Genomic DNA, 25,712 nt, shown 5'->3' on the forward strand with positions numbered 1-25,712 from the left:
GCATGCAAGATTCAACCGCCGCGCGACTGTCCCGTGGCGATGGCCACGCCGTTCCACAGATGCATTGCCGCGTAGGCGCGCCACGGCCGCCAGCGTTCCGTGCGAGCGCGTTGCTGCGCGGGTTTGACGAGCGACGGATCCCGTCTGGCGATGGCCTGCATGAGCACGAGGTCGGCATCGGGCCAGGCATCGGGATCACGCAACGCGCGCATCGCGACATAGCCGACCGTCCAGGGTCCGATGCCGGGCATCGCGAGAAGATCGCGCTGCAGTTGGACGGTATCGGCGCCGGGTGTGTCGAGCGGCAGCGCGCCGGAAGCGACGGCCTGCGCGAAGTTCTGCACGGCCTGGACGCGCTTCGTCGGCATGCCGATCTTGTCGAGATCCGCGGCGGCGAGTTCGGCCGGTGTCGGAAAGCGCCACGCGGTGCCTTCATGCGGGTGCCCTTCGATACGCCTCCCCGCACGCTGGACGATGCGGTTCATGATCGTCGAAGCGCCTTTCACGCTCACCTGCTGTCCGACGATGGTGCGCACCACCAGTTCGAAGCCCGACCATGCGCCCGGCACGCGCAGGCCGGGTGCGGCTTCGACGAGGGGGGCGAGGATAGGATCGGCGGACAGGCAGCGAGTGATTTCACGCGGGTCGGCGTGCAGGTCGAACATGCGGGATAGCGGCGTGGCGAGTTCCTGCGCGTGGCGGGCCGCGGCGCCTTCCACTGTCACGACCAGGCGATGTTTGCGTGCATGCGGCCGGACTTCGATCGTACCGTCGTCGCCGCGCCATTCGATCGCCCGCCGATAGATGCCGTCACTGACCGATTCCACGCCCGCGGACGCGCGCCCGCCGATGAAGCCCAGCATGCGGGTCCAGTCGAACGGGCGCTTGAAGGGAAGCTCGAGCGAGGCGGACGGTGCGTCGATGGTCGAATGCATTTTGAATGCAGGATGCCGGATGGTCGAATGAACGCCGATCTTAACCCGGTTGTTTACCCGATAGGCCAGGATGGCCGGGCGCGACATGGCAAGCGGATGAAGCCGCGGCGCACTCATTCCCTGCTAAGTCTCGGCGACGACAATGCTTCTCACAGGCAGCGCAACACGCAGCCCGATCCAGCCAACGCAAGATAAAGGAGCTTGTCATGAACGCCTTCTCGATCAGCATCGCCGCCATCCTCTTGACCGCCGCTCTTGCCGCCGTGGCGCCCGTGACGCACTATGCGCAGCACGAAATCGCCGCGCTGCGCGCACACGAAGCCAACACCCGCGCCCTGGTGCAACCGGGTGCGGGAAGCGGTCTTCAGGCCTGAGAGGGCTGGTGAGTCAGCGGAGGCGCGTTACGGGCGGCGCGCGAGGTGCAGGGTTTGCGCGTTCACGAGCTGCCTGAACTCCGCATCCTGGGACAGCAGCTGGCGCGCACTCGTGACCAGTTGCGGACGGCGGTCCCACTGATCTGAACGCACGATGCAGCGCGACAGTACATCGGTATAGATGGGCCGCATCCCTTCCCGGTCATGGCCGGCGGTGAGATGGGCGAGGCGGAATTTCTCGTCGCGCGTGAGACTGCGGCTGAGGCAGTCGACGGTCTGCCGGTCCATCGCGGCCTGCGCCGCTTCGAAATCCGGCGAACGGTAGGTCGCGAAAGCTGTAATGGCGAGCACTGCCCCTGACACAATGCACGCACCTCGAAATCCGGTCACGATGATCCCCCCAGTGGATGGCTCTGACGGCCAATCGGGTCGTATCGTACCTTACATCTGACGTTATGGTGCGGACGCTACATTGCTTCGTGTGGTCTGACGCGCGTTAGTCTTCGACCGACTTCCTCTTCCTCGCCGCCGGGGCCTTCACTGTCGTCAGCGTGCGTTCGGCCAGCACCGCATCGCGCTTGGAAAGCAGGTGCCGGCGCAGGATCTCGCCCATGCGCTTGCCGTCGCGCGTCTCGAGCGCCTCGATCATGTCTTCATGATCGTGAATGGCGCTGTCCCACTTGGGCGTCTGGAAATTCGAGCGAAACCGCAGCGCCATCAGGCGACGGTTGATCGACACATAGGTCTGGCGCAAGGCCGTGTTACGCGCGGCTTCGTTGATCTTGTCGTGGATGGCCTGATTGCGGCTGTAATAGCCGGAGAGGTCGTTCTGCGCGCGGCAGGCGAGCATTGCATAGTGCAGCGCCTTGATTTCCGCGATTTCGAGCGGCGTGATGCGCTCGCACGCCAGTTCGCCTGAAAACGCCTCGAGCCCGCTCATCAGTTCGAACATCTCGCGGATTTCCAGCTCGCTCATTTGCGATACCGACGCGCCGCGATTCGGCGAGATATCGATCAGGCCTTCGGCGGCCAGCACCTTGAGCGCTTCGCGCAGCGGTGTGCGCGAAATCCCCAGCGTCTCGCAGAGCTTGCGTTCATTGAGCTTCACGCCAGGCGCGAGCAAGCCTTCGACGATGAATCCGCGCAAGTGATCGACCACGGTGTCGTGCAGGCGCAGACGCTCGACCCTCGGCAATGACTGGGCAAGATGCGATGAAGGTAAATCGGGATTTTGCATTCAATACCTCGAATTTCATTTGCGGCAATTTTAACCCAGCCCGATTGAAAAAAACCGCCAGCGGGTTATCCCTAGGCCGTTCGGCCGATGTTTTCCTTTACCCCGGCAAGTCACCGCGTTATTGTATTTTGCATGCAAAATCACATTCAAGGACGCGATTTCATGCTCAAGCTCGACTTCCATCCCGCCGGCCGTCACTTCCTGCAGATTCCCGGACCCAGCCCTGTGCCCGACCGGATCCTGCGGGCGATGAGCTATCCGACCATCGATCATCGCGGTCCGGAGTTCGGTGCGCTGGGGCTGAAGGTGCTGGAGGGCATCCGGAAGATCTTCAAGACGGACCAGCCCGTGGTGATCTATCCGGCTTCGGGGACGGGAGCGTGGGAAGCGGCGCTTTGCAACACACTGAGTCCGGGCGATACGGTGCTCATGTATGAGACCGGCCACTTCGCGACGCTGTGGAAGAAGATGGCCGAGAACCTCGGGCTCAAGCCGGAGTTTCTCGGTTTGCCGGGTATCGAAGGCTGGCGGCGCGGCGTGCAGGCGGACCAGATCGAAAAGCGTCTGCGCGAGGACACGCAGCATGCGATCAAGGCGGTCTGTGTCGTCCACAACGAAACCTCGACCGGCGTGACCTCCGACATTGCCGCTGTGCGACGTGCCATCGATGCCGCCGCGCATCCTGCATTATTAATGGTGGATACCATTTCCGGGCTGGCCTCGGCGGATTATCGGCATGACGAGTGGGGCGTCGACGTGACCGTCTCCGGATCGCAGAAAGGGCTCATGCTGCCCCCGGGAATCAGCTTCAACGCGGTGTCGCAGAAGGCGCGCGAGGCGTCGAAGCGCGCGACGCTGCCGCGCGCGTTCTGGGACTGGACCGACATCATCGAGATGAACCAGCAGGGCTACTGGCCCTATACGCCGAATACGAACCTGCTCTACGGGTTGTCCGAGGCGCTCGACATGATCCTCGACGAAGGGCTCGACAATGTCTTCGCCCGGCATCAGCGACTGGCGGCCGCCTGTCGCGCGGCGGTCACCGCATGGGGGCTGGAGATCCAGTGCGCGGATCCGGCCGTTTATTCGCCGGTGCTGACCGGCGTGATGACGCCCGAGGGTGTCGATGCCGATGCCGTGCGCAAGCTCATCTACGAGCATTTCGATCTTTCGCTGGGGACGGGTCTCGGCAAGGTGAAGGGCCGCATGTTCCGCATCGGGCATCTGGGCGACTGCAACGACCTCACGCTGATGGCCGCGCTCACCGGGTGCGAAATGGGCCTCAAGCTGGCGGGCGTCGGGCTGAAGGGCAGCGGCGTAACGGCCGCGATGGACTATCTGACGAGCCACGTCGCGAAGCCGGCGTTCAAGGCGGCCGCATGAGCGCCGCATTCGACGCCCACGCGCTCGCCCGGCTTTTCGTGGAAGCGCGCGCACATCACGCGCAACTGGATTCCCTGCCGTCGGGCCTGCGTCCGGGTCATTCCGATGAAGCATGCGCCGCGCAGGACGCCACGCTGCGCACACTCGACGCGGCCATCGGCGGATGGAAGGTGGGCGCCAAGTCGGCCGACGGACCCATTCAGGGCGCGCCGCTTCCTGCCGGCGGCGTGCAGCAGTCCGGCGCGCGCCTTGCGATGTCCGCGTTCGGCCGGGCGGGTCTCGAACTCGAAGTGGCCTTCAGGCTTGGCCGGCGTTTCGAGCCCGGCAGCGGGCCGTATGCCGAAGAGGAAATCCTCGCGTCGATCGAGTCGGTACATGCCGCGATCGAGATCGTCGCGAGCCGCTTTGCTGCGTGGCCTGACGTGGACAAGCTCTGGCAACTCGCCGATCTGCAAAATCACGGTGCGCTGATCGTGGGCGACGGCGTGCCGTACGACGCCTCGTATCCCTTCGTCGCGCCCGCCATGACTTTTGAATACAACGGTGCGCCGCTGTTCGACGGCACGCCCGCCAACCCGGCGGGCGATCCGCGCCGGTTGCTGGCGTGGACGGTGAATCACTGCGTGTCGCGCGGACATGCGCTCGAACGCGGCACGGTGCTGACGGCGGGCTCGTACACCGGCATGGCTTTCCCGAAGGCGCCCGGTACGGCGCTGGGCAGGATCGAAGGTCTGCCGCCCGTCGAATTGCATTTCGCATAACGCATTCAGCATTCAGACAGCGACAATGCTCAACTCTCCGACCGACCGGCTCGTCAAGCCCATCCATCTGATGCCCGCCTCGGCGCGCGCCCGTCCGGGGTCTTCGCCGACACCGTTGCAGGCGCGTCTCCAGCGTGAACTGAAGGGCGACGTGCTGTTCGATCCGGCGTCGCGCGGACGCTATGCGACCGATGCGTCGATCTACCAGATCATGCCGCTCGGCGTCGCCGTGCCGAGAGATCAGGCGGACCTGCGTCTGGCGTTGCAGATTGCCGCGGATCAGGGGGCGAGCGTCCTTGCGCGAGGCGCTGGAACGAGCCAGTGCGGGCAGACGGTGGGCGAGGCGCTCGTCATCGATACGACGAAGTGGCTCAACAACATCGTTCACTTCGACAAGGACGCGCGCACCGTCACGGTCGAGCCGGGTGTCGTGCTGGATCATCTCAATGCGTGGCTGAAGCCGCATGGGCTATGGTTTCCGGTGGATGTCTCCACGAGTGCGCAATGCACGATTGGCGGGATGGCGGGCAACAACTCGTGCGGGTCCCGGTCGATGGAATACGGGATCATGGTGCACAACGTCGACGCCATCGATGCGATCCTCGCCGACGGGCTTGAAACGCGCTTCGGCAAGCTCGCGGACATGCCGCAGGACACGCGTACCCGGGATCTCGTCGAGGCCGTGCGCGGCATTGCGCTGCGCGAACGCGCCGAACTGCGTGAACGCATCCCGAAGGTGTTGCGGCGCGTGGCCGGCTACAACCTCGATCTGTTCGACTGCCAGAGTCCGCTGCCCTTCAACGATGACGGCCAGCCCAACCTGGCCAATCTGCTGGTGGGTTCGGAGGGCACGCTCGCGTTCAGCCGGCAGTTGACGTTGAAGCTTGCGCCGCTGCCTGCGCACAAGACTTTGGGCGTGGTGAACTTCCCGACCTTCTGGGCGGCGATGGACATGACGCAGCACATCGTCAAGCTCGGCCCGGTTGCGGTGGAGCTGGTGGACCGCACGATGATCGACCTGGCGATGTCCAATCCCGCCTTCCGTCCGGTGATCGGCAAGGCGCTGACTGGCAATCCCGAGGCGATATTGCTCGTCGAGTTCGCGGGCGCCGACCGCGATGAGCAAGTGACGAAGCTGGCCCGTCTCGTCGAACTGATGAGCGATCTCGGCCTGCCGGGCTCCGTCGTCGAAATGCCCGATGCGGGTCCGCAGAAGGCGCTATGGGAGGTCCGCAAGGCCGGGCTGAACATCATGATGAGCATGAAGGGCGACGGCAAGCCGGTGTCCTTCATCGAAGACTGCGCGGTTCCGCTCGAACATCTCGCGGACTATACGGCGCGGCTGACGGAAGTGTTCCGCAAGCACGGCACGGAAGGCACGTGGTACGCGCATGCGAGCGTCGGCACGCTGCATGTGCGGCCGATCCTCGACATGCGCCGCGACGGCGCCGGCAAGATGCGCGCGATCGCGGAAGAAGCCGCGGCCATGGTGCGTGAATACAAGGGCGCGTATTCGGGCGAACACGGCGACGGGCTCTGTCGCGGCGAATGGGTGGCCTGGCAATACGGTCCGCGCATCAACGAAGCGTTTCGCGACATCAAGCAATTGTTCGATCCGGAGAACCGGCTGAGCCCGGACCGGATCGTGGCGCCGCCGAAGATGGACGATGTCGCAAACTTCCGCTTTCCGCCTTCGTATCGTGAGCGCGCGGTCAAACCGTTGCTCGACTGGTCGGCGTGGAATGTCACGCGCGATCCGCTGACGGGCGACGAAGGCGCACCGGGTTCCGGCAGCGATCGTTCCGGCGGTCTCGCGAAAGCGCTCGAAATGTGCAACAACAACGGCCATTGCCGCAAGTTCGATGCAGGCACGATGTGTCCGAGCTATCGCATCACGAAGGACGAGCAGCATGTCACGCGTGGTCGCGCCAATACGCTACGTCTGGCGTTATCGGGGCAACTCGGCGAGGACGGCCTGGCCAGCCGCGATGTCAAGGAGGTGCTCGATCTGTGCGTGTCGTGCAAGGGCTGTAAGCGCGACTGTCCGACGGGCGTCGACATGGCACGCATCAAGATCGAGGCGCGCGCGGCCTGGAAGAAGCGACATGGCTTGCGGCTGCGTGAAAGACTGATTGCGTTCCTGCCGCGCTATGCGCCTCTTGCGAGCCGCATGCCGGCGCTTGCCAACGGGCTCGAAGACAACATGCCGGGCGCGGCGCGCTGGCTCAAGACGAAGCTGGGCCTTGCGCCGCAGCGTGGCCTGCCGCGCTTCAGCAAGCCGTTTCTCGGCGATGCAACCGCAAAACAAGTTGCATCCGCAACCAAAGAGGTCCTGCTGTTCGTCGATACGTTCAACAACTATATCGAGCCTGAAAACGCCCGCGCTGCGCAGCGGGTGCTCGAAGCGGCGGGCTACGCCGTGCATCTGAATGTGAAGGCGGGTGAGCGGCCGTTGTGTTGCGGGCGCACGTTCCTCTCGGCGGGACTCGTCGACGAGGCGAAGGCCGAAGCGCGCCGTACGCTCGATGTATTGCTGCCGTTCGTCGAGCGCGGCGTGGCCATCGTCGGACTCGAGCCGTCGTGCCTGCTCTCGTTACGCGACGAATTCCTTGGCTACGGCTATGGCGAAGCGGCGCGCAGGCTCTCGGAGCACGCGTTCCTGTTCGAGGAATTCCTGGTGCGCGAAAAAGCGCAAGGGCGATTGCATCTTGAATTCAATGCGCTGAATGCAAAGAACGCGTTGCTGCACGGACATTGCCATCAGAAGGCTTTCGACGCCGTGCGTCCGATCGAGCAAGTGCTGGGCTGGATTCCGGGCCTCAGCGTGAAGACGATCGAATCGTCGTGCTGCGGCATGGCCGGAAGTTTTGGCTACGAGGCGGAACATCATGCGGCGTCGCAAGCCATGGCGGAGTTGTCGCTCCTGCCGGCGGTGCGCGAAGCCGGCGATGCGCTGATCGTGGCGGACGGAACGAGTTGCCGCCACCAGATCGCGGAGGGCGCACAAAGAGACGCCCTGCATGTGGCGCGCGTCCTTGCCATGGCACTGGATACACGAGCACGCGATTCGAAAGACTGAATACAGCTTCATCCATCGAGCACACATCGAACACACAAGCGGGCCGTAACGAGCCGCGAAGGAGACGAGACATGACATCACCGCGCAAGCCCCGCATCCGCAAGCTGCGTCGCCGCATGCAATAGCCGTCTTCAGCCGGCTACCAGCAATCTCATCCGACGTACCCAAAGGAAGTCCCGCATGACGTGATGACCGGAGCCCGGCCTGCGCAGGGCGCCGTGTTCACGCACGCGGCTACACAAGGAGACGATGATGTTCCGTCGAGCCACGACGCGCGTTCTGCTGCTGCTATGCGCGATGTATTTCATCACCTATATCGACCGCGTGAATGTCAGCACGGCGGCCAGCCAGTTCGGGGCTGAACTGGGTCTATCGCATACGCAGGTCGGCTTTGTGTTCTCGGCCTTCGCGTACCCGTATCTCGTGTTCCAGATCATCGGCGGCTGGGTAGGGGACCGCTTCGGGCCGCGTCGTACTCTGACGCTGTGCGCGATCATCTGGGCCGGCGCCACCGTGCTGACCGGCCTCGCGGGCGGCTTCGTGTCGCTCATCGTGGCGCGGGTGCTGCTGGGTCTGGGCGAAGGCGCGACCTTCCCGACGGCGACGCGCGCAATGTCCAACTGGATGCCGGCCGATCAGCGCGGCTTCGCGCAAGGCATTACGCATGCCGCATCACGCATCGGCAATGCCGTTGCGCCGCCGCTCATCGTGTGGCTGATGGTCGCGACGAGCTGGCGCGGTGCGTTCCTGATCACCGGTGTCATCAGTTTCGTGTGGGCCATTGCCTGGGTGTTCTATTTCCGCGATAACCCGCGCGACCATCCGCGTATCACCGAGACCGAATGCGCGACCCTCGCCACGTATTCCGGCGTGAAGGAGCGCGCACCCGTGCCGTGGCGAATTCTTCTGGGCCGCATGGCGCCGGTGACGGCCGTGTACTTCTGCTATGGCTGGGTGCTCTGGCTGTTCCTCGGCTGGATTCCGCAATATTTCCTGCATAGCTATCACATGCAGCTCGGCAAGTCCGCGCTGTTCGCGTCGGGCGTGTTCTTCGCGGGTGTGCTCGGCGACTGGCTCGGCGGCTCGGTCACGGATCGCATCCTGCGCAAGAGCGGCAATGTGCGCCTCGCCCGCAACGTGATGGTCGGCGTGTGCATGTTCCTCACGCTGCTGTCGCTTGCACCGATCATGTTCGTTTCCAACATTTCGATCACACTCGCCGCCGTCTGTCTGTCCGCGGGCTTCTTCTTCAACGAGATGACGATTGGCCCGATGTGGTCCGTGCCGATGGATATTGCCCCCAAGCATTCCGGCACCGCCGCCGGCATCATGAATTCAGGTTCGGCGCTGGCGGCGATCATCAGTCCGGTGGTGGGCGGCTGGCTGATCGACCGTACGGGCAACTGGAACCTGCCGTTCACGGTTTCGATGATCCTGATGGCGGCGGGCATCATCCTGTCGTTCATGATGCGGCCTGACCGGGTGCTGGAGGTGGAGGCGGAAACGCAGGACGCAGCGCACGCGCGCAAGTTCGTCTAGTTTGGTGGGCCGCGGTTCAATGCGTTTTGCATGCATTGAACCGCGGCGAATGGAGCCTTGTTGCAGCGTTCAGACCAAGGCGGCGCAACCCATGAACACCCGCAACGACAAAGCTGGAATTTTGCGTAATGCATTCATCATGCCGCATGCAGCGACATGATCGGAACCTGACTTGACAGAGACTCCCGCCATCGCCATGACGTTTTCGCCTCCACCCGCCGCCCGCCCTGGCGATTCACTCTCCTCGGTTGCCACGCCGTCGCTGTTGCTCGACCTCGAAGCCTTCGAAGCCAACCTCGCCGCGATGGCGACATTCGCCGCTGATCAAGGCGTCGCGCTACGTCCGCATGCGAAGGCGCACAAGTCGAGCGAGATCGCGAAGCGGCAGATCGAGGCGGGTGCCGTGGGCGTGTGCTGTCAGAAGCTCTCGGAGGCGTATCCGTTCGCCGCAGCGGGTGTTCGCAGTATTCATGTCAGCAACGAGTTCTCCGGTGCCGACAAACTGGCTATGGCCGTCGAACTTGCATCGCACGTGCAGCTTTCCGTGTGCGTGGATGCCTTGCCGCAGGTGCAGGCCCTCGGACGCGCGGCCGCTGAGGCCGGCGTCAAGATCGACGTGCTGCCCGAAGTCGATGCAGGGCAGCATCGCTGCGGCGTCACCCACGAGGACGCCTTGCTCGAACTCGTGGACGCCATCGCGGCGCAGCATGCCCTGCGCTTCGCCGGCATCCAGGCGTATCACGGCGGCATTCAGCATGTCGCCGACTGGAATGCCCGCAGGACCGCCGCTAGCCGCGCGGCCGATATCGCCGCAGGCTATGTTCGTGCGCTGGACGCGCGCGGCGTGCGCTGTGATGTCGTGACAGGCGGCGGCACCGGTACGGTCGAATTCGATGCCGCAAGCGGCGTGTTCACCGAATTGCAGCCCGGTTCATATCTTTTCATGGACGGCGACTATGGCGGCATCGGCTGGGACGGGGCTTTGCACTGGCGGCATAGCCTCTTCGTGCTGTCGACCGTCATGAGCGCAACGCGGCCAGGCATGGCCGTCTGCGACGTCGGCCTGAAAGGGCTCGCGGTGGATTCGGGCCTGCCGCGCAGCGCGCACTGGCTCGACGGCCGCAGCGCGCCGGTGTTGAACTACATCGCCGCGAACGATGAACACGGCATGCTGCATGCAAAAGACAATCCCGAGGACGATGTCGGACCGCTCGTCGGCGAACGCCTCCTGCTGCCGCCCGGTCATTGCGATCCGAGCGTCAATCTCTACGACGAGTACGTCTGCTATCGCGGCGGGCGCGTCGTCGACATCTGGCCCATCGACGCACGCGGCCTGTCGCGCTAGGCGCGCGTCACTTCGGCGGATAGAGCGTGCTGATCAGCGCATCGAGATCGGCGACGATCAGGCCGATGACGAATTGCGCCGCTTCCTGCGCTCCATGCGTCGGCGCTTGTGCGGCCAGCGCCGTCTTCAGTGCGCTGACTGAAGCCCGCGCCTGCTCCAGCTTGTCGCCATCCTGCTGCGGCGACGCCATCACACCTGCCAGCAGCTCGAAGAGCGTCTGCAACGTCCGGCCCATGTCGCCGAGATGCACCGCGCAGGATTGCCGATCCAGACCCGCTACTGCTTTCGCGAGGAACGTCGCATCGCTGTGCAGACGCTGCAAAAAGGGCGCGGCCTTGTCGATGCCATCCGAGCGGCTGTTGTGTACGAGCACGATGATGTGCTCGCGCTCGGCTTCCTTCAGGGCGTCGTCGAGCGCCTTCTGTGCGGCCACGCTTTGCGCTTCGAGTTGCGTCTCGCGTGCTGCATCCTGCGCGCCTCTCAAATAGAGGCCGATGAGCTGGCCGAGACTTCTCAGCGTATCGGCGACGCCGTGATGTGCGGCCCGCAACGCGCGATTCGGCCAGAGTGCGGTCACCACGAACGCGGAGATGGCGCCGATCAGGATCTCCAGCACGCGATGCAGCGGGCGCTCGAACGGTGAGCCCGGCCCTGCCGGAATCAGCACGACGATCACCAACGTTACGCAGGCCAGCCGGAAGGCGGGACGCTTCGCGCTGACGGCGGCAAGCGGGATCAGGGCAACGCTGAAGACCGCGAGCGGCGGTGCGCCATACTGCATCGCGACGATGCCGAGCACGCCGACCATCGCACCGATGCACGCGCCGATGATCTGATCCCGCGCCGTGTCGACGGCTTGCGTGAGGCTCGGCTGCGTGACGACGACGAGTGTCGTGATGAGCGCCCAGTAACCTTCGGGAAGCGCGGCGAGACGCGCAGCAATGTAGCTGATGGCGCAACTCATCAGCGTGCGCAGCAGACGGCGCGCTTCGGGTGCGCCGAAGAACGCGTGCAGGCGGCGCCGGGTGCGGGTGATCGCAATCATGCCTGGCATAGGGTCGACGAAAGGGTCGGTGTCGCATTATGCCAAGGTGTCATGCAGCAAGCCCGCGCCATGCACAAGAAAGCAGGTGAGTCAGCGAAACGAAAGGAGCGCGCCGCTTGCTTCAGTCATTTGCATTCAAGATGCCGGATGGCGTTTTGTGTTCTGCATGCGAAATCACAAGCCGGCCTTGCTCGCAGTCAGCAGAAGCCGCAAGCCGAGCGCCGCGATCACGCCTGCCGCCACGCGATCGATCCACTTCTTCGCCCGCAGATAGAGCTCGCGCGGCCGCTTGCTGGAGAAACCCAGCGCGACGATGGTGTACCAGCCGGTCTCGATGGCGAACACCATCGGCGGCAGGACGAAGTAGCACCACAGCGGCGGGTGCTGCGGCAGCAGCGCAGCGAAGATGCTGCCGTACCAGATCGCGGTCTTCGGGTTGCTCAGTTGCGTCGAGAGCCCGAGCCAGAACGATCTTCCGGCGCTCGGTTTGCGGGACGACGCATCGCTCGATATCGGCACCTCCATGGGACGGGCGGCGCCGCGCCAGATGTTCCAGGCGATGTAGACGAGATACAGGCCGCCGGCCGCCTTCAGCGCCACATACAGCCATTCGACGGCGACCAGCAGCGTGTACAGCCCGGCGAGCGCGATGCCGCCGAAAAAGATGCCGCCGACACCCATGCCGAGCGCGGTCGCGAGCCCGTCGGCGCGTGAAACGCCGATCGAGTTGCGCGCCACGACCACGAAGCTCGGCCCAGGAATCATCGCGCCCAGCAGCAGGGAAAACAGGATGGCGAGTACGGCGTTGGAAGCTGGCATCGTGTCGACTCCTTGTATGACGCATGCAAAACGCATGATTCAATACGCATGATGCAAAACGTACGACGTCCCCGGCTATTTGACCAGCCGCAGCCGCCGCGTCACGATCGACCCGTCCTTGCGGTCGACGAGCCATGCCGCCGCGACGCTGCCGTTCAGCGTCGAGGTTCTGCGCGTGATGTCGGTGGGTTCTTCCTCGGAGGGGGCGCTGTGCGTGACGTCGTCCGTCAGATAGGGCGGTTCGAGGGCGCAGACGAGAACGATCGCAAAATCGCCTTCGCCGTGTTCATGCGAGAAGTTCGGCAATAGCGCCCGGCCCGTCACCGTGGTCCGGGCGCCGCCGTCCGGTTGCAGCTGAATGACGTCGAAGGTCTGCAAGAAGCCCTTCGCCCTGGCTTCGGCCGCGACGACAAGCTTGCGGCCGCTTTGCCCCTTGACCGTTTGCTTCAGCAGGATGGCATTCGGGTTGCCGGGCGCCGCGAGCGAGACATTGACCGTCAGAACCTTCTTCTTCGACTGATAGCGCACGCCGTATGTCACGGGAATGACGAATACAAAAGTGCGGTCTGCCTGCGTAGCGCTCGCGGCCTGGGGCTGACTCGCGCCCTTTACACCCGATGCGCCCGATGCCCCGTGCTCCCATCTGCGGAACGGTTGTGAGAGAAACGTCCGCACCCGGCTCGTGATCGAGGGCGCCTGGCCCGGCGCGGGCCGGCCGGCGAGCGCGTCCCGCACGTGCTCGGGATCGTCGCCGGCGAAACCGGGCGGCAACGACTCCACCGCAAGAATGTTCTCGCCCGTCACCCCGCTTGCAGCACCGATCGTCCGTTCCGCGTGCGCGCCATGCGTCTCCATGGCACGCGCGGAGGTGCAGCAGCATAAGAATGCCCAGACGGCGCAGGCGACAAGGCGTCTTTGTGTCGAGAAAAGCACGTACTTCTCCTGGCGCAGAACGCCGAATCCACGATATAGGCCGTATCTTAAATGGAAGCATCTGCTTTGGCAGTCTGGCTCGCAGCGGACACCGGCGCCGGATCGCGCGAACGAGCCGCCGGCATTTTGCACGCGGAATGATGAATTCAAAATGCCAATCCCCGCGCGGCCCCGGAAGGACCGGATCGCGGCGCTATACTGGACGTCCACTCACCGCACACCGGTCCGCGATCCCAAGCAGCGGCGCACGTTCGAAAATTGGCTGAACACGACCTCGAAAAACTAAAGATCGACCGGGGACCCTCCGCTGCGGTGCCGCGGCGTCGGCGCCACTGGCTTCGCTGGGCAATCGCCGCGCTCATCGTGCTTGCGTTGATCGCCATCGCATTCCGGCTCACCGGGCCGCAGGCGATAGAGACGGCGACTGTCACGTCCGCCTACCCCTCGCAAAGCTATACGCTCCTGAACGCGACCGGCTATGTCGTGCCGCAGCGCAAGGCCGCGGTGGCGTCGAAGGGGCAGGGCCGCGTCGAATGGCTCGGCGTCCTCGAAGGCTCCGTGGTCAAGCAGGGCGAGGTGATTGCCCGTCTGGAAAGCGACGACGTCGCTGCATCGCTCGCCCAGGCCCAGGCGCAGGTGAAGGTCGCGCAGGCCAACCTGCAACTCCAGCGCGCCGAACTCAAGAACGCCGAAGTCGATCTCAAGCGCTACCGCATTCTCGTGCCGCAGGGCGCCATCCCCGCGACGCAGTACGATGCCGCGCTCGCCCGTTTCGACAAGGCGCAGGCGTCCATCAACAGCGACGAAGCCGCGATCCTCTCCGCGCGTGCCAATGCGCAGGCGGCGCAAGTGGCCGTCGACCAGACCGTGATCCGCGCGCCGTTCGATGGCGTCGTGCTCGAAAAGCACGCCAACGTGGGCGACAACATCACGCCGTTTTCATCGGCGTCCGACAGCAAGGGCGCGGTCGTCACCATCGCCGACATGAAGACGCTCGAAGTCGAGGCCGATGTCGCCGAGTCGAACATCGCCCGTATCGCCGTGGACCAGCCGTGCGAGATCCAGCTCGACGCGCTGCCGGACGTGCGTTTCCCGGGCCGCGTGTCGCGCATGGTGCCCACCGTCGACCGCTCCAAGGCCACCGTGCTCGTGAAGGTGCGTTTCGTCGACCGCGACGCACGCGTGCTGCCGGACATGTCCGCGAAGGTCGCGTTCCTGTCGAAGCCGGTGCCGCCCGATCAGAAGCAGGCGGTCATCGCGGTGCAGCCGTCGGCGGTCGTGACGCGCGGCGGCAAGCAGGTGGTGTATGTCATCAGCCAGGACATCGCGCACGAAGTACCGGTGACGGCCGGCGCGCGTATCGGCGATCTGCTCGCCGTGCAGGGCGTCAAGCCCGGCGACGTGGTCGCGCTGTCGCCCGGCGAAACGCTCAAGGATGGCGCCCGGGTCACCGTGGCGAAGAAGTAGCGTGAGCACGCCGCCGCTCGTCCAGATCAGTCATGTCGCGAAGTCGTATCGGCGCGGCGTGCAGACCGTGCCGGTGCTGACCGACATCACGCTGTCGATCGCGGAAGGCAACTTCGTCGCGCTGATGGGGCCGTCCGGGTCCGGCAAGAGCACGCTGCTGAACCTGATCGCGGGCATTGACCGGCCCGACAGCGGCGAACTGCTCGTCGGCGGACTCGACATCACGCGCCTGCCCGAAGCCGCGCTGGCGGACTGGCGCGCGGCGAACGTCGGCTTCATCTTCCAGTTCTACAACCTGATGCCGGTGCTGTCCGCGTTCGAGAACGTCGAACTGCCGCTGATGCTGACGCGCCTCACGCGCCACGAACGGCGCGAGCGCGTCGCGATGGTGCTCGACATGGTCAACATGGCCGACCGCATGAGCCACTATCCGTCCGAGCTGTCGGGCGGGCAGCAGCAACGCGTGGCGATTGCGCGGGCGCTGATCACGGACCCGAAGCTGATCGTCGCCGACGAGCCCACCGGGGACCTCGACCGCAACTCCGCCAGCGATGTCCTCGCGATGCTGCAACGCCTGAACAGCCGGCTCGGCAAGACCATCATCATGGTCACGCACGATGCGCACGCCGCCGGCGCGGCGAAGGCGCTCGTGCATCTGGAAAAGGGAGAGCTGACCGATGGCGCCCGCCCCTGAATCGTCATGTATCTCGCCAAGCTGATCCTGCGCAACGCGCTGCGCCACCGCTTGCGCACCGCGCTGACGGTGCTCGGGCTCACCATCGCGGTGCTCGCGTACGGCCTGCTGCATACGGTCGTGGACGCGTGGTATGCGGGCGCATCGGCGGCCTCGAATGCGCGGCTCGTCACGCGCAATGCCATCTCCCTCGTGTTCCCGTTGCCGCTCGCCTACGAGAACCGCATCCGCGGCGTGGACGGCGTCACGCTGGTCGCGCGCTCGAACTGGTTCGGCGGCGTCTATCGCGACCCGAAGAACTTCTTCGCGCAGTTTGCCGTGTCGGACAACTATCTCGACCTCTATCCGGAGTTCATCGTCGGCGAAGAAGCGCGCGCCGCATTCCAGCGCGACCGCAAGGGCGTGCTGATCGGCAGGCAGCTTGCCGATCAGTTCGGTTTCAAGGTTGGCGACGTGATTCCGCTCAAGGGCACGATCTATCCGGGCACCTGGGACTTCGTCGTGCGCGGCATCATGGAAGGACGCGACGAATCCACCATCACGCGTCAACTGCTGATGCACTGGGACTATCTCAACGAGACCATCCGCAAGACGACGAAACGCAATGTGGATCAGGTCGGCGTGTACGTGGTCGGCGTGAAGGATCCGGACCAGGCGGCGGCCGTCTCGCGCAATATCGACAGTGTCTTCAAGAACTCGCTCGCCGAAACGCTCACCGAAACCGAACAGGCCTTCCAGCTGGGCTTCGTCGCGATGTCGAACCAGATCATCGCGGCCATCCGCGTGGTGTCCTACGTGGTGATCCTCATCATCATGGCCGTGATGGCCAATGCCATGGCCATGAGCGCGCGCGAGCGCATCACCGAGTACGCGACGCTGAAGGCGCTCGGCTTCGGCGCGGGCTTTCTCTCGGTGCTGGTGTTCGGCGAATCGATTGCGATCTGCGCGATCGGCGGCGGCATCGGCATTCTCGCGACGCCGCCGCTCGCGGTAGTCTTCAAGCATGCGACGGGCGGCGTGTTCCCGGTCTTCCGCGTCTCGCACGAGACCATGCTGTTGCAGGCCGCCTGCGCGTTCGTGGTCGCGCTGGCTGCGGCGATCGTGCCGGCCGTGCAGGCCAGCCGGGTGCGCATCGTCGAAGGCCTGCGGGCCATCGGCTGAGGGCGCGCGATGGCCATTCCCGTCTCCTATGTCGCGCGCAACCTGTGGGCGCGCCGCCTCACGACGGCGCTCACGGCGGGCGGTCTCGCGCTCGTGGTGTTCGTGTTCTCGACCGTGCTGATGCTGGATGCCGGCCTCAAGAAGACGCTGGTCTCGACAGGCGAGGCGGACAACGTCGTCGTGATCCGCAAGGGCGCGGAGACCGAGATCCAGAGCGCGATCGATCGCGGGCAGGCGAACGTGATGGAGATGCATCCGTCCGTCGCGATGAACCGCGACGGCCAGCCGCTTGCATCGAAGGAAACGGTGGTGCTGATCTCGCTCACCAAGCTCGGCAGCAGCACGCCCGCCAATGTCGTGATTCGCGGCGTCTCGCCGATGGGTCCGCAACTGCGTCCGCAAGTGAAACTCACGGCTGGCCGCATGTTCCGCAGCGGGTCGTCGGAGATCATCGTGGGCAGCAGCATCGCGAAGGGCTTCGGCGGCACGCGCATCGGCGATCATCTGCGTTTCGCGCAACGCGACTGGACCGTGGTCGGCCATTTCGATGCAGGCGGCAGCGGCTTCGATTCCGAGATCTGGGGCGACGTCGATCAACTGATGCAGTCCTTCCGCCGCACGAGCTTTTCGTCGATGGTCGTGCGGCTCGCGCGCAGCGACGCGTTCGAGCGCTTCAAGGCGGATATCGACGTCGATCCGCGCCTCGCCCACGAAGCCAAGCGTGAAAGAATCTTCTACGGCGACCAGTCGAAAGCGCTCTCGACGTTCATCAATATCCTGGGCTTCACGCTCTCCATCATCTTCTCGATCGCGGCGATGATCGGCGCCATGATCACGATGTACGCGTCGGTGGCGAACCGCGTCGCTGAAATCGGCACGTTGCGCGCGCTCGGTTTCAAGCGCCTCGACGTGCTCGGCGCGTTCATGCTCGAAGCCTTGCTGCTCGGCCTGACCGGCGGCATCGCGGGGCTGTGCTGTGCCGCGCTGATGCAGTTCGCCTCGTTCTCGACGACCAACTTCCAGACCTTCGCGGACCTGTCGTTCCGCTTCATCCTGACGCCGTCGGTTATCGTGCGGACACTGCTGTTCTCGCTCGCGATGGGCTTTGTCGGCGGCTTTCTTCCGGCGCTGCGCGCGTCACGCATGAATATCGTCGATGCGCTGCGCACGCGTTGACCGCGCTTTCTCAACCATTCGATTTTTCTGCATCGTCGCTTCCAAACTTTGCCATGTTCAGGGCAGACAGGGCGGCGTAGAGTGGCCTGACCGGGCGATGCCAGCATCGCTCTCCGCATTCACCGCGAAGGAGAATCCATCATGCCGCTCGTTCACATTTCGCTTCTGAAAGGCAAGCCGCGCGAGCACATTCGCGCCATCGCCGACGGCGTTCACGAGGCGCTCGTCGAGACATTCAAGGTACCCGCCGACGACCGCTTCCAGTTGATCCAGCAGTTCGAGCGCGACGACTTCATCTACGACGATGGTTATCTCGGCGTGGACCGCAGCGACGATGTCGTGTTCATCCACATCACCGCGAGCGACTGGCGCGACACGGCGACCAAGCAGGCGTTCTACCGGGCGCTGGTCGCGAAGCTCGTCGCGTCTCCTGGCTTGCGGCCCGAGGACGTGATGATCGTGCTGGGTCCGAATCGCCGCGACGACTGGTCGTTCGGACGCGGCATTGCGCAGTACGTCGAGAACGCTGCATGAAGCTCAGGCACTCCATGTGAAGGTAGGCGCCGGGAATGCGCCTTGCTACTTTCCGGCACCCACAAGCCGTTCGCCTTCGATGTGACGAAGCGCAACCGCGCCCCGGCACGAACATGAAGGCGTGCGAGAAAAGCACTTACACGGAGCGCCATCATGACCGACAAGCCGTCCAAGCCCGTCTCCAGCGAACCCGATGCAGTACGCCGCCGCCTGCTCGCAGCGCTCGCGAGTTCGGCGATGCTGTCCGCCTGCGGTGGCGGCGGCAGCGACGACAACTCCGGCACGGTCACGCCGACGAGTCCCATCGGCATGATCCCGGCGGATCGCGCCAATCTTCCGCGTCCTGCCTTGCCGGCGCCCGCGACTTCGGGCATCGATCACATCGTGCTGGTCACGATGGAAAACCGCTCCTTCGATCACCTGATGGGCTGGGTTCCCGGCGCGGAAGGCACGCAGACGGGCAGGCAGTTCACCGACGCCTTCGGCACCGTGCAGACGAGCTTCTCGCTCGCGGCCAATGCGGCGTTCGGCTTCCAGGGCTGCCAGTACGCGGACCCCGATCACCAGTACGACGCCGGCCGCACGCATCTCGCGAACGGCGCGATGAACGGCTTCCTGCTGACGCCCGACACGAACGAGACGCGCGGCGACCTGTTGCCCATCGGATACTTCACCGGCGCCGATCTCGACTTCTATCGCCAGGCGGTCGCGCAATACACGGTCTGCGACTACTACATGAGCGGGATCCTCGCGGACACCTTTCCGAACCGCGTCTATCTGCACAGCGGCGAGACCGACCGGCTCAGCGATACGCTCGATACGTCATCGCTTTCGACCCTCTGGGACCGGCTCGATGCGAAGAACGTCTCGTCGAAGTACTACTTCCACGACGTGCCCTTCACCGCGCTCTACGGCACGCGCTATGTGGGACGTTCGAAGCTGTTCTCCGATTTCCTCTCGGATGCGGCGGGCGGCAACCTGCCGTCGTTCTGCATGGTCGATCCGAGCTTCGCCGGCGAAGCGAACGGCACCTCGAACGACGATCATCCGCACGCCGACGTCCGCAACGGCCAGGCCTTGCTCGGCCAGATCTACGAAGCATTGCGTGCGGGCCCCAACTGGAAGTCGACGCTGATGATCGTCGTGTACGACGAGTGGGGCGGCTTCTTCGAGCACGTGGCGCCGCCGGTCAAGTCACTCTCGGTGGCGGAGCAGAAGCTCGGCAACGATGGCCGGCTCGGCTTTCGCGTGCCTTGCATGCTGCTCGGTCCGCGCGTGCGCGCGGGCAGCGTGTCGCGCTATCCGTTCGATCCCAGCTCGATCCACCAGCTGCTCGCATGGCGCTTCGGGCTCGACCCGCTGGGCGTGCGCGCAAGCGATCCGACGACCTTCAACATGGCCTACGCGCTCGACCTGAGCGATGCGCCCCGCACCGATGCGCCCGCGTTCGTCGTGCCGCCGGGACCGTTCGGCCTCGAATGCTCGAACACGCCTTCGAGCGGATCGGGACTCGGCACCGTGGACAAGCGCGCGGGCGAGGGCGCGGCGCAAACGCTCACGCCCGGCGGCCGCTTTGCCGATCTGCGTGCTAAGGCCACGACTTTGGGATTCCCTTCGCGTTGATGCAACAGCGAGTCTGAAACCCGGGTTCGACGCGCGGCGCATATGCGTGCATCATGTGCGTTCGCGTCGCGGGCGCCGTTTCGCATGGTCCGTGGCCTGATGAAGCATGAGGCAGCTGTTCCTATCATCGACACAAGGACTCCATGGCCATGACTCGTCTGCTGCAAAGGTTCACGTGGTTCATCGCGCTTGCATGCCTCTCCACCTCGCTCGCGCTGGCATGCACACGCGTGCTCTATACGGGCGACAAGGGGCTCGTGGTCACGGGACGCTCGATGGACTGGTCCGAGGACATGCGCTCGAACCTGTGGGTGATGCCGGCGGGCATCGAGCGCGACGGCAACGCCGGGCCGCGCTCCATCAAGTGGAAGTCCAAGTACGGCAGCGTGGTGGTGTCGGGCTATGAGATCGGCAGCGTGGACGGCATGAACGAGCGCGGGCTCGTCGCCAATGCGCTGTACCTGGCCGAGACCGATTACGGCAAGCCCGACCCGAAGCGCGACCCGATGTCCATCAGCCTGTGGGCGCAATACGCGCTCGACAACTTCGCGACCGTCGCGCAGGCGGTCTATGTGCTGAGCCGCGAGCCGTTCCAGATCATCGCGCCGCCCCTGCCCAACGGCAAGCCGCTGACCATTCATCTGTCGCTCTCGGATGCGCGCGGCGACTCGGCCATCCTCGAATACATCAACGGCAAGCTCGTGATTCACCAAGGCAAGAAGTACAAGGTGATGACCAATTCGCCCATCTACGACGAGCAGCTTGCCATCGATACGTATTGGAAGAGCGTCGGCGGGCTCGGCTTCCTGCCGGGCACGAATCGCGCGGCGGACCGCTATGTGCGCGCCTCCTTCCTGCTGGACGCCATTCCGAAGCAGGCCGATCCGAACTACCTCGCGGGCGTGCCGCAGCAGTCATACGCGTTCCAGGCAGTGGCCAGCGTGATGAGCGTGGTGCGCTCGGTCAGCGTGCCGCTCGGCATCAGCACGCCGGAGCAACCGAACCTCTCTTCGACCATCTGGCGCACGGTGGCGGATCAGCAGAACCTCGTCTATTACTTCGATTCCGCCACGCGCCCCGACACCTTCTGGGTGTCGCTCAAGAAGCTCAACCTGAGTCCCGGCGCGCCGGTGATGAAGCTGACCATCGACGGCGGGCAGGTGTTCTCCGGCGAAACGGCGGGCAGTTTCGTGGCGACGCCGGCCTTTGCCTTCATGCCGGCGAAAGCGCCCTGACAGGCGCGTGACGGCTGCATGACGGGCAAACGGGGCGAGCCATGCGCGCGGGCAGGTAAAATACCGTCCTTTTGCCTCTGGTGATCGCGTGCAAGGCCTTAAGCGCACGGCATTCAGCGGCCCGGCGCTCGTGCGCCTGCTGGCGCAATGTGCCGATCTCGATGTCCACGAACCCGCGCAATCGCTGTCGGACCGCCTGAGCCAGTGGCTCGGCTGGACCGATGCGATCGCGCTGTCCACCGCGCTCGGCGCCGATCCGCAGCCTGTCGCCAGTCCGCGATCCGCTGCCGGCGACGATGCAGCGGCAGGTGCGCAGACGCGCGCGCGCCTCGTGAGCGCCATCACGCGCGATGAAAGCGCCGAGCCGAGCCTGCATGGCCGGCGGCGTGCGGTGGCGCAGACGCCGCCCGACGCGATGCAGATCGATTTCGCGATCTTCCGCCAGCACTATTTGTCGTTGCAACAGACGATGGAGTCCGACATCGGCGAACTGCGCAGCCGGCTGCGTGCGTCCGTGGCGGCCCGTGCGGGCGGCATGACGCGTCTCGCGGTCGTCGATGCCGTCATGGAGCGTACCTTCGCGGCGCGCGAGCGCACGCTGCTGGCGCAGGTGCCCGTGATCCTCGGCCGCCACTTCGAGCGGCTCAAGCGCGGTCAGGCGCAGGCCGAAGCCGACGCCGGTGCAGCGCCCGGCGCGTGGCTCGCGACGTTCCGCACGGACATGCGCAACGTCCTGCTCGCCGAACTCGAAGTTCGTTTTCAACCGGTCGAAGGCCTGCTTGCGGCGCTTCGTACTCAGTCTCAGTAACTGGCACGCTATGCCCCGAAATTTCGTCAAACTCGCAGTCTTTCTGGTGGGCCTTGCAGCGGTGTGCGGCATCGCCATCGGCTATATCGTTTCGAATCCGCTCGCGTTTGCGGTGACCGTGCTGATCGGCGCCTGTTATGTCGTCGGCGCGCTGGAGCTGCGCCGCTTCCAGCAGACTACCGAGGCCTTCGTGCAGGCCCTCGACGCGCTGCTCAACGCGCCGAAGAGCCTTGCCGTCTGGATCGATACGGTGCCGCCGGGCCTGCGCAATGCCGTGCGTGCGCGCGTGGAAGGCGAACGCGCCGGTCTGCCCGGACCCGCGCTCACGCCGTATCTCGTCGGATTGCTGGTGCTGCTGGGCATGCTCGGCACGCTGCTCGGCATGGTGGTGACGCTGCACGGCACCGGCGCCGCACTGGAAAGCGCAACGGACCTGTCCGCGATCCGCGCCTCGCTTGCCGCGCCGGTCACGGGTCTGGGCTTCGCGTTCGGCACCTCCATTGCGGGTGTCGCGACCTCGGCGATGCTCGGCTTGCTGTCGGCGCTGTGCCGGCGCGAACGGCTGCACGCCGCGCACACGCTCGACACGAAGATCGCCACGACGCTGCGCGCGTTCACGCAGACCCATCAGCGCGAGGAAGCATTCAAGCTGATGCAGAAGCAGGCCGATCTGATGCCCGCACTCGCCGAGCATCTGCACGCGATGATGCACGCCATCGAGCAACACAGCCTCGCCGCGCACGAGCGGCAGGTGGCGAGCCAGGGCGAGTTTCATGCGAAGACGGAAACGGCGTACCGCAGGCTGGCGACATCGGTGGAACTGTCGTTGAAGCAAAGCGTCGCCGACAGCGCCCGCGCCGCCAGCGCCGCGCTCCAGCCGGTCATGCAGGCGACGATGGACGGCATCGCGCGCGAAACGGCCGCGCTGCATGGCACGGTCGAACAAGCAGTGGCGCGCCAGCTCGACAGTCTGAACACGGGCTTCGAGGCATCGGCGACGAAGGTCGCGGAAATCTGGAATCAATCGCTCGATGCGCAGCGTCATGCGAACGACGCGCTCGCGGAGAAGTTCGAGGCGCGCTCGATCGTGCTGCTGGACGGCATCGCCACGCAGATGAGCGCCGTCAGGGAAGGGCTGGACAGCTTCGTCATCAGGCAACGTGAAGCCAGCGATGCACAGTCCGACCGCATGGCCGCTTCGCTGGACCGTTTCGCCGACAGCTTCGAGCAGCGCTCGACGCGTCTGGTCGCGGATGTATCGACGGAAATGGCGGGCGTGAAGCAGGGCCTCGATACGCACGTCGGGCACATGTCGGCTTCGATGGAGCAGTTTGCCTCGGCATTCGAGGCACGTTCGTCGAGTCTCGTCGACGGCATCGCGGCGCGCATGGAACACGCCACATCCGGCATGTCGGAAGCGTGGCAGAAGGCGCTCGCGCAGCAGACCAGTAGCGGCGAACAACTCGCCGCACAGCACGAACAAGCGCTTGCCAATGCCGCCGCGACCTTCGAAGGGCACGCAGCGTCGTTGCTGGATTCGATGAACCAGGCGCATGCAGCGTTGCGTACGGAGATCGGCACGCATCACGATGCGCGTCTCAGCGCATGGACCGATGCGCTCGGCGCGCTCGCCACGACTTTGCGCCAGGAATGGCAGAGCACCAGCGCGTTTGCCGCAAGCCGTCAGCAGGACATCTGTGACACGCTCGCGCGCACCGCAAGCGAGATCTCGGAGCAGAGCAAGCTCCGCGCGAACGAAACCATCGCGCAGATCGGGCAACTGGTGCAAGCGGCTTCCGCAGCGCCTAAGGCCGCAGCCGAGGTCATTGCCGAACTGCGCCAGAAGCTCTCCGATTCCATGGTCCGCGACACCGCGATGCTCGACGAGCGCGCGCGTCTGCTGGCCACGCTGGAAACGCTGCTCGATGCGGTGAATCACGCGTCTACCGAACAACGCGCGGCGGTCGATGCGCTCGTGACCGGCTCGGCCGATCTGCTCGAACGCGTGGGCACGCAGTTCACCGGCAAGGTCGATGCCGAGGCGGCAAAGCTGAGCGATGCGGCCGCGCATGTGACGAGCGGCGTCGTCGAAGTGGCGAGTCTTGCCGATGCCTTCGGCGCGGCCGTGCAGGCCTTCGGTGAGTCGAACGAGACGTTGGTCGCGCAGCTGCAACGCATCGAGGGGGCGCTGGACAAGTCCCTCACACGCAGCGACGAGCAACTCGCGTACTACGTTGCACAGGCACGCGAGGTCATCGATCTGTCGATGATGTCGCAGAAGCAGATCGTCGAGAACCTGCAACATCTGGCCGGCGAGCGCGGCGCACACGGAGCAAAGGCCGCATGAACGAGGAGATCGACGGCGGCGTCGAGACCGCGGCGCCCGTATGGGCGGCATTCGCCGATCTGATGTCGGTGCTGCTGGGCGCGTTCGTGCTGATACTCGTCGCCGTGCTCGGCGTGCAGTTGCAACTGTCGACGCGGCTCGAACAGGCCATCAAGCAGCAGCAGAAAGAGACCGAGCGCCGCAAGACGCTCGAACAGGCGCTCGCGGGGCCGCTCGCTTCGGGACGCGTGACGCTGGTGAACGGCAAGATCGGCATCAGCGGCAACGTGCTGTTCGCGTTGAATTCGGATCAGCTGCAGCCGCAGGGGCGTGACGTGCTGAAGAGTCTCGCGGGTCCGTTGACCGCGTATCTGGGATCGCACGAACAGATCCTGATGGTGAGCGGTTTCGCCGATGATCAACAGGTCCACGAAGGCAACCGTCGCTTCGCGGACAACTGGGAACTGTCGGCCAAGCGCGCGCTGACCGTGATGCGTGCGCTGATCGACGCGGGCGTGCCGTCCTCTTCGGTGTTTGCGGCGGCATTCGGCTCGGAGCAGCCGGTGAGCTCGAACGCCGACGATGCGGGCCGCGCGAAGAACCGTCGCGTGGAAATCTCGGCGGTGCCGCGTCCGGTCAATGCAGCGGTGCCCGCGCATGACTGACAGCGTGACGCGTGCGCGCGAGATGCTCGACACATGGCGCGAGCGCGGCGACGCACGCGTGGGCGGGATGTCATATCGCATCATCGAAGCGTTGACGCAGCGCGCTTCATGTCATGAAGGCGATGCAAGGCACGTGCTGGATGAACGTCTCGCCGCGCTGCTCGACGCGCAGAAGGCTGCGGACGGGTCCACCGCGGTCACGCAGGACACCGTCGACACGCCGTTCGCCGCATTGCTCGACGAACTGAACCAGCGCGCGCAAGCCCGTCCCGCACCCGCCGAGTATCTCGATGCATTGCGCGCCGTATGGACCTCGGTCAGCGCGGAGAAACGCCTGCGCGAATCGCTCGCCCAAGTGCCGAAGAATGCCGGGCCGCTTAATTCGAGCAGCCTCGTGCATCGTTCACTGGCGCTGATGGGTGAAGTCTCGCCGGATTATTTGCAGCACTTTCTCGGCTATGTCGATGCGCTCTCGTGGCTCGACGCATTGACGCTCGTGAGCGCCCCGGTGAAGGATGCGCCGCGTGCGGCCTCGCAGAAGAAGACCACACGCGGCAAGTCGCGCTGAAGCCG

23 protein-coding genes are annotated in these 25,712 nt (G+C 65.0%); 17 read left to right on the forward strand and 6 right to left on the reverse strand.

Annotated elements, in window-relative coordinates:
• Positions 1–11: 11 nt before the first annotated feature.
• On the reverse strand, positions 12–935 hold the full coding sequence (locus QCE83_RS21610) for an AlkA N-terminal domain-containing protein (protein ID WP_309815855.1): 924 nt from the start codon (positions 933–935) through the stop codon (positions 12–14).
• Positions 936–1,141: 206 nt separating this feature from the next.
• Here QCE83_RS21610 and QCE83_RS21615 point away from each other — a divergent pair, with 206 nt between their 5' ends.
• Positions 1,142–1,309 (forward strand): hypothetical protein, encoded by a 168-nt coding sequence (locus QCE83_RS21615; RefSeq protein ID WP_309815856.1) that lies wholly within the window; start codon positions 1,142–1,144, stop codon positions 1,307–1,309.
• 27 nt (positions 1,310–1,336) lie between these two features.
• On the opposite strand, the gene QCE83_RS21620 is transcribed toward QCE83_RS21615, so the two are convergent.
• Both QCE83_RS21620 and QCE83_RS21625 read right to left on the reverse strand, forming a co-directional pair.
• Entirely contained in the window at positions 1,337–1,660 is a 324-nt protein-coding gene (locus tag QCE83_RS21620) for a hypothetical protein (RefSeq protein WP_309815861.1), read from the reverse strand.
• 145 nt (positions 1,661–1,805) lie between these two features.
• A complete protein-coding gene (locus QCE83_RS21625; RefSeq protein WP_309815866.1) occupies positions 1,806–2,546 on the reverse strand; it encodes a GntR family transcriptional regulator in 741 nt (246 codons plus the stop codon).
• A gap of 162 nt (positions 2,547–2,708) precedes the next feature.
• Here QCE83_RS21625 and QCE83_RS21630 point away from each other — a divergent pair, with 162 nt between their 5' ends.
• From QCE83_RS21630 to QCE83_RS21650, 5 genes are all read left to right on the forward strand, one after another.
• A complete protein-coding gene (locus QCE83_RS21630) occupies positions 2,709–3,929 on the forward strand; it encodes an aminotransferase class V-fold PLP-dependent enzyme (RefSeq protein ID WP_309815868.1) in 1,221 nt (406 codons plus the stop codon).
• A complete protein-coding gene (locus QCE83_RS21635) occupies positions 3,926–4,690 on the forward strand; it encodes a 2-keto-4-pentenoate hydratase (protein ID WP_309815871.1) in 765 nt (254 codons plus the stop codon). Before QCE83_RS21630 ends, QCE83_RS21635 begins: the two co-directional genes overlap by 4 nt.
• A gap of 25 nt (positions 4,691–4,715) precedes the next feature.
• Complete coding sequence (locus QCE83_RS21640) at positions 4,716–7,769, forward strand: FAD-linked oxidase C-terminal domain-containing protein (RefSeq protein ID WP_309815876.1); 3,054 nt, start codon at positions 4,716–4,718, stop codon at positions 7,767–7,769.
• Positions 7,770–8,018: 249 nt separating this feature from the next.
• The gene (locus QCE83_RS21645; RefSeq protein WP_309815879.1) at positions 8,019–9,308 is read left to right on the forward strand and encodes an MFS transporter; all 1,290 of its coding nucleotides are present in this window, start codon (positions 8,019–8,021) and stop codon (positions 9,306–9,308) included.
• Between the two features lie 196 nt (positions 9,309–9,504).
• On the forward strand, positions 9,505–10,653 hold the full coding sequence (locus QCE83_RS21650; RefSeq protein WP_309818686.1) for a DSD1 family PLP-dependent enzyme: 1,149 nt from the start codon (positions 9,505–9,507) through the stop codon (positions 10,651–10,653).
• Positions 10,654–10,660: 7 nt separating this feature from the next.
• Here the strand turns inward: QCE83_RS21650 and QCE83_RS21655 are convergent, their stop codons facing one another.
• From QCE83_RS21655 to QCE83_RS21665, 3 genes are all read right to left on the reverse strand, one after another.
• Positions 10,661–11,698 (reverse strand): FUSC family protein, encoded by a 1,038-nt coding sequence (locus QCE83_RS21655; RefSeq protein ID WP_309815883.1) that lies wholly within the window; start codon positions 11,696–11,698, stop codon positions 10,661–10,663.
• Between the two features lie 174 nt (positions 11,699–11,872).
• Complete coding sequence (locus QCE83_RS21660; protein ID WP_309815886.1) at positions 11,873–12,517, reverse strand: LysE family transporter; 645 nt, start codon at positions 12,515–12,517, stop codon at positions 11,873–11,875.
• 75 nt (positions 12,518–12,592) lie between these two features.
• Positions 12,593–13,660: a hypothetical protein gene (locus QCE83_RS21665; protein ID WP_309815891.1), complete on the reverse strand. Its 1,068-nt coding sequence runs from the start codon at positions 13,658–13,660 to the stop codon at positions 12,593–12,595.
• A gap of 48 nt (positions 13,661–13,708) precedes the next feature.
• Here QCE83_RS21665 and QCE83_RS21670 point away from each other — a divergent pair, with 48 nt between their 5' ends.
• The 11 genes from QCE83_RS21670 to QCE83_RS21720 all read left to right on the forward strand — a co-directional run bounded on the left by QCE83_RS21670 (position 13,709) and on the right by QCE83_RS21720 (position 25,707).
• Positions 13,709–14,917 (forward strand): efflux RND transporter periplasmic adaptor subunit, encoded by a 1,209-nt coding sequence (locus QCE83_RS21670; RefSeq protein WP_404985289.1) that lies wholly within the window; start codon positions 13,709–13,711, stop codon positions 14,915–14,917.
• A gap of 1 nt (position 14,918) precedes the next feature.
• Positions 14,919–15,611, forward strand: coding sequence for an ABC transporter ATP-binding protein (locus tag QCE83_RS21675; protein WP_309815897.1), 693 nt, complete (start codon positions 14,919–14,921; stop codon positions 15,609–15,611).
• Positions 15,612–15,617: 6 nt separating this feature from the next.
• A complete protein-coding gene (locus QCE83_RS21680; RefSeq protein ID WP_309815900.1) occupies positions 15,618–16,772 on the forward strand; it encodes an ABC transporter permease in 1,155 nt (384 codons plus the stop codon).
• A 9-nt stretch (positions 16,773–16,781) separates the two neighbouring features.
• Positions 16,782–17,948 (forward strand): ABC transporter permease, encoded by a 1,167-nt coding sequence (locus tag QCE83_RS21685; protein WP_309815903.1) that lies wholly within the window; start codon positions 16,782–16,784, stop codon positions 17,946–17,948.
• Positions 17,949–18,089: 141 nt separating this feature from the next.
• Positions 18,090–18,482 (forward strand): tautomerase family protein, encoded by a 393-nt coding sequence (locus QCE83_RS21690; RefSeq protein ID WP_309815905.1) that lies wholly within the window; start codon positions 18,090–18,092, stop codon positions 18,480–18,482.
• A gap of 153 nt (positions 18,483–18,635) precedes the next feature.
• Positions 18,636–20,105 carry an alkaline phosphatase family protein gene (locus QCE83_RS21695; RefSeq protein ID WP_309815908.1) on the forward strand — a complete coding sequence of 490 codons (1,470 nt, stop codon included), beginning with the start codon at positions 18,636–18,638 and terminating at the stop codon, positions 20,103–20,105.
• 149 nt (positions 20,106–20,254) lie between these two features.
• A complete protein-coding gene (locus tag QCE83_RS21700) occupies positions 20,255–21,340 on the forward strand; it encodes a linear amide C-N hydrolase (RefSeq protein WP_309818687.1) in 1,086 nt (361 codons plus the stop codon).
• Between the two features lie 88 nt (positions 21,341–21,428).
• Positions 21,429–22,148: a DUF3348 domain-containing protein gene (locus tag QCE83_RS21705; protein WP_309815911.1), complete on the forward strand. Its 720-nt coding sequence runs from the start codon at positions 21,429–21,431 to the stop codon at positions 22,146–22,148.
• A gap of 10 nt (positions 22,149–22,158) precedes the next feature.
• Positions 22,159–24,495 carry a DUF802 domain-containing protein gene (locus QCE83_RS21710; protein ID WP_309815914.1) on the forward strand — a complete coding sequence of 779 codons (2,337 nt, stop codon included), beginning with the start codon at positions 22,159–22,161 and terminating at the stop codon, positions 24,493–24,495.
• A complete protein-coding gene (locus tag QCE83_RS21715) occupies positions 24,492–25,139 on the forward strand; it encodes an OmpA family protein (RefSeq protein WP_309815917.1) in 648 nt (215 codons plus the stop codon). Before QCE83_RS21710 ends, QCE83_RS21715 begins: the two co-directional genes overlap by 4 nt.
• Positions 25,132–25,707, forward strand: coding sequence for a DUF2894 domain-containing protein (locus QCE83_RS21720; protein ID WP_309815919.1), 576 nt, complete (start codon positions 25,132–25,134; stop codon positions 25,705–25,707). The genes QCE83_RS21715 and QCE83_RS21720 overlap by 8 nt, the downstream gene beginning before the upstream one ends.
• Positions 25,708–25,712 lie beyond the last annotated feature (5 nt).

This window comes from Caballeronia sp. LZ034LL (genome assembly GCF_031451215.1).
In the GTDB taxonomy this organism is placed as follows: Bacteria; Pseudomonadota; Gammaproteobacteria; order Burkholderiales; family Burkholderiaceae; genus Caballeronia.